At 65.6% G+C, this 1,026-nt stretch carries 2 protein-coding genes; both read right to left on the minus strand.

Annotated elements, in window-relative coordinates:
- Positions 1 to 87: 87 nt before the first annotated feature.
- Entirely contained in the window at positions 88 to 861 is a 774-nt protein-coding gene (locus C8D77_RS37220; RefSeq protein ID WP_109672964.1) for a lytic transglycosylase domain-containing protein, read from the minus strand.
- 3 nt (positions 862 to 864) lie between these two features.
- Positions 865 to 1,026: DUF736 domain-containing protein (locus C8D77_RS37225; RefSeq protein WP_146211880.1), on the minus strand; the 162-nt coding region annotated here is incomplete at its 5' end.

A 1,026-nucleotide genomic window follows, 5' to 3' on the forward strand; every position in this document is an offset into this window, starting at 1 on the left:
ATCTTCCGGTTGTTCTGCCCACATTCCGCCTCCATGCACGCCACGGTGCGCTGGAGCTTGCGGTTGCGCGAAAACGCCCATACGCGCTCATGGCTGGATCCCTTCGCCGGCTCGCCTCACGAAGAGGCCTTCGGACAGCGGCACGATGGCGGAGACATCGCGCACGGTGGGTGCAGAGCCCGCGTCATTTGGTGGTCGCTCGGTCGGCACGAGAGCGACAGCTTGTATGCGATCCGGCTGACCTACGAAGAGCGAGCCGTGCTTCCAGGGAACGGCCTCGACAGATGTGACGGCGAAAGGGCGCATACCCTCGCTTTCGCCGATCAGGGGGGCGAGTGCTGCGACATAGGCGCGGGTCTCGGCGGGTAACGAACGCCCGGCGAGGTAGGCTTCGTAGCGTGCGGGTCCCGCGTTATAGGCGGCCAGAAACCCCGGCGAGCCGTAGCGATCGTGCAATTCGCGCAGATACGCCGTTCCTGCCAGGATGTTGTCACGGGGATCGAACGGATCGCGACCAAGCGACCAGCGGGCGCGCAGATCATCCCATGTGCCGGGCATGATCTGCATCAAGCCGCGGGCGCCCGCGCTGGAGACGGCCCGCATGTCGCCCGCGCTCTCCTTGTGCATGACGGCACGTATCAACGCCGTCGGGACGCCAAAGCGCTGCGAGGCTTCTGTGATATGCGCGTCGAATGGATTGCGTTGTGAAGATCGCGTGATGGCCAAGTCCTGCGCGACCGTCGCCACCGGCGTGGCGGTCGCGACCGAGAGGCCGAAAAGGAGATAGAGAGCCATGCGCCGGGCAGCGCGAAGCGGCCCGGGCGCACTGCGAAGGCTCGTCGACGGGGGGCGAGCGCGCATCGTTCACTCCTTCTCGCTGCGCTCGCGCGGGCGCGACCAGTGCAGGGACCAGGACGCCTTGTCATCGCCATTGCGAAAGAGGTTCGCGCGTATCGGCTGCGCGAAGGTCGGATCGTCTAACTGGATCGAGACATAGTCTCCTGCCTTCTCGCTGGAGCGTTTCCA

Source organism: Mesorhizobium loti (genome assembly GCF_003148495.1).
GTDB classification, from domain to species: Bacteria; Pseudomonadota; Alphaproteobacteria; order Rhizobiales; family Rhizobiaceae; genus Mesorhizobium; species Mesorhizobium loti.